6 protein-coding genes and 1 pseudogene are annotated in these 5477 nt (G+C 48.3%); all 7 read right to left on the reverse strand.

The window, feature by feature from the left end; translation table 11 throughout:
• Positions 1-630, reverse strand: a 630-nt coding sequence (locus tag OK409_RS06630; protein ID WP_264366903.1) for a type VI secretion system Vgr family protein, incomplete at its 3' end; no start/stop codon positions are given.
• Between the two features lie 539 nt (positions 631-1169).
• Complete coding sequence (locus OK409_RS06635; RefSeq protein ID WP_050680639.1) at positions 1170-1634, reverse strand: hypothetical protein; 465 nt, start codon at positions 1632-1634, stop codon at positions 1170-1172.
• A gap of 81 nt (positions 1635-1715) precedes the next feature.
• Positions 1716-1989: pseudogene (locus OK409_RS22520) on the reverse strand (hypothetical protein); the annotation flags it as partial.
• A 226-nt stretch (positions 1990-2215) separates the two neighbouring features.
• Positions 2216-2575: an immunity protein Tsi6 family protein gene (locus tag OK409_RS06645; RefSeq protein ID WP_264366904.1), complete on the reverse strand. Its 360-nt coding sequence runs from the start codon at positions 2573-2575 to the stop codon at positions 2216-2218.
• Positions 2565-3839: a polymorphic toxin type 46 domain-containing protein gene (locus OK409_RS06650; RefSeq protein ID WP_263057133.1), complete on the reverse strand. Its 1275-nt coding sequence runs from the start codon at positions 3837-3839 to the stop codon at positions 2565-2567. The genes OK409_RS06645 and OK409_RS06650 overlap by 11 nt, the downstream gene beginning before the upstream one ends.
• Positions 3840-3842: 3 nt before the next feature.
• The gene (locus OK409_RS06655) at positions 3843-4637 is read right to left on the reverse strand and encodes a DcrB-related protein (protein ID WP_264366905.1); all 795 of its coding nucleotides are present in this window, start codon (positions 4635-4637) and stop codon (positions 3843-3845) included.
• Positions 4638-4639: 2 nt separating this feature from the next.
• Positions 4640-5477, reverse strand: an 838-nt coding sequence (locus tag OK409_RS06660; RefSeq protein WP_264366906.1) for a type VI secretion system Vgr family protein, incomplete at its 5' end; no start/stop codon positions are given.

The following is a 5477-nucleotide window of genomic DNA, read 5'->3' on the forward strand; positions in this document are numbered from 1 at the left end:
TTCGGTAACCACGCCGCCCGACGGGGTGACGTGATAGGCGATGGTCTCATAGCCCGGAAACGCCTGATGCTGGTCCGGCGCGTCGCACAGCACCAGCGTGTGTCTGTCCGCCTCGTGGCGGAAGAAGTAGTAAATCCCCTCCAGCTCCATCAGGCGGCTGATAAAGTCCAGGCTGCTCTCCTGATACTGTACGCAGTACTCCCACACCCGGTAGCTGCCCGCCAGGCGGGTCTCCACATTGACCCCGTACTCCTTCAGCAGCGTCTGCACAATCTGCGGCACCGTCTGGCTCTGGAAGATGCGCAGGTTGCGGTCGCGCTTCATCGGCCACAGATCAGGCTCGACCGTCAGCTCATAGACCGCGTAGCGGGTGCCGCTCAGCTCCTGGCTGCGCACCGCCACCCGGGTGATTTTGCCGTTAAGGTAGCGCGGGCTCAGCGCGTTCATCAGCCCGTCGGTCGGCAGCGTAAACGTCACCGGCTTCCCCAGCAGGGCGTGGCGGTCGATGCGCGCGTCGGTGGCCAGCAGTTCAGCGGTGAGCACAAACGGACGGGACAGCGTCTCGGTGCCCTTAAGCGTATGGAACAGCAGGCCGTCCGCCGGCAGCTGTGCGGTAATGCGTGAGAACATAATCAGATTCCGTGCTTATATTAGAGAATGGGTACCAGTACATCATGGCGCTGTCATCCAGCGTATCGATGTGCACCAGCGGCTTCCAGCCACCCCCCGCGGTCGACAGGTAATGCGTGTCGCGCTGCTGCTTTCACCCACCTTTTGCAACCCGCTATACAGACAGCGCACCGTCCCGTATTAGCTCCTGTGGCGGTGCGGGACTTTAAGCCCGTCATGGCAGGCTTTTTTAACAGCCAGTCAGACGCATTTATCTCACACTGGCAACCTTCATACGCGGCCCAAACTCCCGGACAGGATGAGTCATAAGTGGTTAAGTAGTGTCCGATATGGGTTAAACAGATATCTGGAAAGGCAACCGGTATCAGTTCCGCTAGCTTGGGGTATTTGATAACACAACTTAGTAATGCAGCATTTTTTTCTGGCCGGAGTATAGAGGCATTTCCAGAAGCGCTGTTCGATCGCTTCTCTGGAGAAACCCGGCTTAAGGGTCAAACCAAAGTCCGTATCAAAATTTACAGCCTGTTTCCCTTCTTAATTTAATTAGCCAGCCAGATACCGTAATAAATCACTATTGAACCAAGAGAAAGAATGACCTTTGAAAAAACGAACAGCCCTGGCGCCAGTTTATTGATAGCTGGTGAAAACCTCCTGTAATTATCAGCATTATATTTCTTGTGAAAATCCATAATATTGCCAAACATATTGCACAACCCAACAAGTATAAACCTCATACCCCATATAAAAAATAATGACGCACCTAACGCCTCCATTAAATCCCCTGCGGCGTCCCTGGTAAAACCAGGCATTATCGCTGCCAGTCCTTTAAGCACGAACCCGATAGCGATAATGGCGATAAAAACACCGACAAAAGCTTTACCTAGACCAGCCAGCGTTTTTCTCCCATAGGAAATCTTACTGCTCCAGATAAAAAACTCCGTCACTAATAAAAACAATAAAAATGCTATGATTTCCACGCTATTGTCATCTCTTTTAAAAATCATTTGCCAGCCAGAATCATTTTAGAAGCGCTAATGATAGCGGTCACGTTTCAACGGTCACAGGTCAGGCTCGGCCGTCAGTTAATAGACCGCATATCGTGTGCCGCTCAGCTCCTGGCTGCGCACCGCCAGCGGGTGATTTTGCCGTTAAGTTAGCGCGGACTAAGCGCGTTCATCAGGCCATGGGTCGGTAGCGTAAAAGTCACCTGCTTGCCCACCAAAGCGTGATGGTCGATACGCGCGTCGGTGAACAGCAGTTCGACGGAGAGCACAAACGGACAACCAGCATTTCGGTGCCCGTAAGCGTATCGAACAGCAGGCCAGCTGCGGTGAAGTAATGCGCGGGAACATGGTTCATCCGTACAGCCAGTGAAGCGAGCCAGTTAAAGTTGAAGGGAAATGATTTTTACTAAAAGTATCTTATGATTAGAAGTAACAGGTGTCAGGATGAAATTATCTTTCTACACAGACTCCTGCCTAAAAAAAGCAAAATCTATGGACATAGTTAATAGAGTAACTTTTTCATTTAATATGTGATCTGGATATCAACCAATAAAGACTGAGTAAAATAGGCCAACACCCATTTACTTATGAAATTTTAAATATCTTTTTTTACGATTTTCATATTCAGGATCGGTTTGATGAGGAAGAATAACCTTGAGTCCCGCACCTATTTGAGATGCAATATAATTTGCGTTTGAAAGATGTTTAGCAAGCTCTGGATCAGTTGTATCAAACTCTTTGGAGGCCAAACTTCCCAGACTCATGCTATGCAGGACACTTTTATCTTTCTCTTCACCAGTTAGTATTTTTTTTACATAAATAAGCTGCTTCAGAGCAACCTGAAAAACTGTAAACTCCGGCTTTTCCATGGCTCTTTGATTAGTTATATCAATAGCATCATTAATGTAGTCAAGAGCAGTATATTCTTCTTTATTCATCATAACCCTTAAATGCACCTTTTTCGTTTGAGAGCAATTGAATCGCTCCGCCTTCTGTTTGATAGGGTTGATTCTTCACCGACCAAGTGTCGAGTGCTGGCAGCGATGTACTCCGTAGCATCTCAACTTTGTGCTGCACAGTATAAGGCTTGGGTACCTTATCAACCACACTTTCCGTACCATAAATTGTTCCCTTAGGGTTTATACCAAGTCTGGTAGGCTTAACATCCTCGCTTAAGGCATACCAGTTCCCCTGGCGACCGCCAGGCACTTGGTTTTGAAAGAGAGGCTTACTTCTGTTCACTACTTCAACACTTACTCTCTGCGAATAATCGATTCCATTATCAAAATCTTTGATCTGTTGAGGGTCAAAACCTTTTGACTCTAACCAATCACGAGCCATTTCTTTATGACCTCGAATCGTGATATCTTTATTTAAATCACCAGTTCTTCCAAACTTCTTATTTAACTCAGCGCGACGTGATGATATTTCAACATTATCAGGATTTAGCTTAGCTGTCTTTGGCATTTCCCCGGCACGCCAGGCATCAAACTTCATGCCCCCTTTGCCACCCAATGCCCCACCGGCAAAACTGCCCACCAGCATAGACCATTTTTGTTCGTCAGAGCCTTCCCCGAACAGTCTGCCACCTACCCAATTGCCGGCGTAACCGCCGCCCATTGCGCCGGCTAATCCTAGCAGCGCAATAGCCGGAGAAGCCAGCACCGCGACGGCAGCAGTCCCTATCCCCATCATCAGCCAGTTCACCCAGCCGGGGATTTCGGGATTGATGTCGTCAGTCTGAAGTTTACCTCCGCCAATAAACACATTTGCGGAACCACCAGATATCTCCGCACTGCAGGTCAAACGGTCTCCGATACGGGCGGCAGGAAAGTTATTAATAAAAACCTTATCGGAACCTTCAGCTACCAGCTGCAATGAGCCACTGTGCTCATCGCAGTCGCCTTTGGATAAATGTGCCCGTATCGCTGCTCTGCTGTTAGTGAAAACATTCGGCGATCCGGATAACAGTTTGCCAGTGTTGTGCCGCGGAGCCCATGACATGCTGCCAAGCACCTCACCCACTCCTCCGGCGGCGCAGGCACCGGCTGCTGCTGCGGATACGACAACCAGAGCCGCTCCACCGGTAACAACAACGGCTGCTGCACCCAATATCGCACCGCCAATTAACCCGGCGATCATCCAGCCTTTGGAGGCTGTATGAGCTACCTCGTCCTGCTCCCTGGCAGCATTGAATTCAGCCATGATTTATACATCCTCATGTCTCTGAAGAAACGCAAGGATCTGTTGTTCGCTGGAGAGCTCTGCTGGTCCTTTAAATGCTTTTGCCATACCAAGAACATCTCTTAAAGATGAGCTTTTCCTGTGCGGTGATGTCCATAATGCATAGCGTAACGGCTCTTCATTATTTAATGCGGCGATATGTAATGGACTTCCCGCTGAGTCAAAGAACAAATAGCTACCATTCAATGCTCTTTTTAAATCAACATTCTGATAAAGTAATGTCACCGTTTCATGTGCCGTGAGCACTTTAGTGTCGTTATCAAAACAAAAGAAAATTCCCGATGCATCAGCTGCTATTGACACAGGCTCATGATCAGAATCGAAAGAATTAAATTTAACACTGTTAATAATCTCATGATATTGCTTAGTATAATAAGCATTAAAACGCCCTGGGCATGTTCCAATATAGCAAACAATCTTTTTACCCCCGGCGTCATCATCAAGTAAAACAATCGATTGTTTTTGCCAGATCTCAGCGCCGTCATTTTCAAAGTGATAAAAAAGCTCAACTGCAGGCAGATTATCTATCTCGATCAGTTGTGATGTTACGCTTACGAAAGCGGGAACAGTCACACTCATCTCATTGATAATTCTTGCGGCCACTTTTTGTACTGTATCGTCATGAAAAGCAGATGCGCGAGATACTACGAACGTAAACTCACTCGCGTTATTTTCACTGATCGTAAAAAGATTCATTGTCCGGTCTTTGAATACATCGGGCAATTTAATTGAAGCTTCCTGAAGAGTATAGGTGGCCATTTTTATCCTTTAGTATTTTGTGTTGATGAAGAAAAGTAGTTTTCAATTTCATTTTTTATTTTATTTTTATGTCCACTACCCGGTGCAATTATTGCAGCACTTCCTCCTTCTGGATTTAAATGTAACTCACCACCTTTAGTGTTAATCTCCCCATTACCGTCGACGGTAATATTAAAATTTTTACCAATGAAATTAATCGCACCCTCTTTAGTTAACTCAATCGCGCTGAGGCCACACTCGATCCTTACAGAATCTCCGGCTGCAATTGTGTAAGAAGCAAAGGCCTGTTCAGTACGATTGCCCGTTGTCAGCGTTTTACTATTTCCCTGAGTGCCGAGAGTATGGTCACCATCCACTCGCGTCTCATTATTAGCACCCACCGAAACTGTCCTATTGTTTAGAACACTATGTGATTCATCGTTTTTAACATGCGTATCCATGTTCTTCTGCGCCTGAATCCACAGATGTTCCTCACCCGCCTTATCCTCAAACCTTAACGCGTTCGCGGTGTCCGCCGTGCCATCCTTCGACCGGCTCAGAAAGCCCATCTGCGTCGCCGCCGCCGGCAGCGCCCACGGCGGCATGCTCGCCTCGTTGTAAACCCGGCCGATGATCAGCGGACGATCCGGATCGCCGTTGATGAAGTCCACCACCACTTCGTCGTTCACTCGCGGGATCTGCACCCCGCCAAATCCCTGGCCGGCCCAGGCGCTGGAGACGCGCACCCAGCAGGAGCTGGTGTCGTCGCCCTTCGCCAGCCGGTCCCAGTGAAACTTCACCTTCACCCGCCCATAGCGGTCGGTCCAGATCGACTCGCCTTTGGGTCCCACCACCTTCGCC

Source organism: Pantoea sp. RG18 (assembly GCF_025910075.1).
GTDB lineage: Bacteria > Pseudomonadota > Gammaproteobacteria > Enterobacterales > Enterobacteriaceae > Pantoea > Pantoea agglomerans.

What these genes read in the sequence shown, in the direction of transcription:
- OK409_RS06655 (WP_264366905.1), bottom strand. Translation starts at nt 4,637, where the DNA reads ATGGCCACCTATACTCTTCAGGAAGCTTCAATTAAATTGCCCGATGTA.
- OK409_RS06635 (WP_050680639.1), bottom strand. Translation starts at nt 1,634, where the DNA reads ATGATTTTTAAAAGAGATGACAATAGCGTGGAAATCATAGCATTTTTA.
- OK409_RS06650 (WP_263057133.1), bottom strand. Translation starts at nt 3,839, where the DNA reads ATGGCTGAATTCAATGCTGCCAGGGAGCAGGACGAGGTAGCTCATACA.
- OK409_RS06645 (WP_264366904.1), bottom strand. Translation starts at nt 2,575, where the DNA reads ATGATGAATAAAGAAGAATATACTGCTCTTGACTACATTAATGATGCT.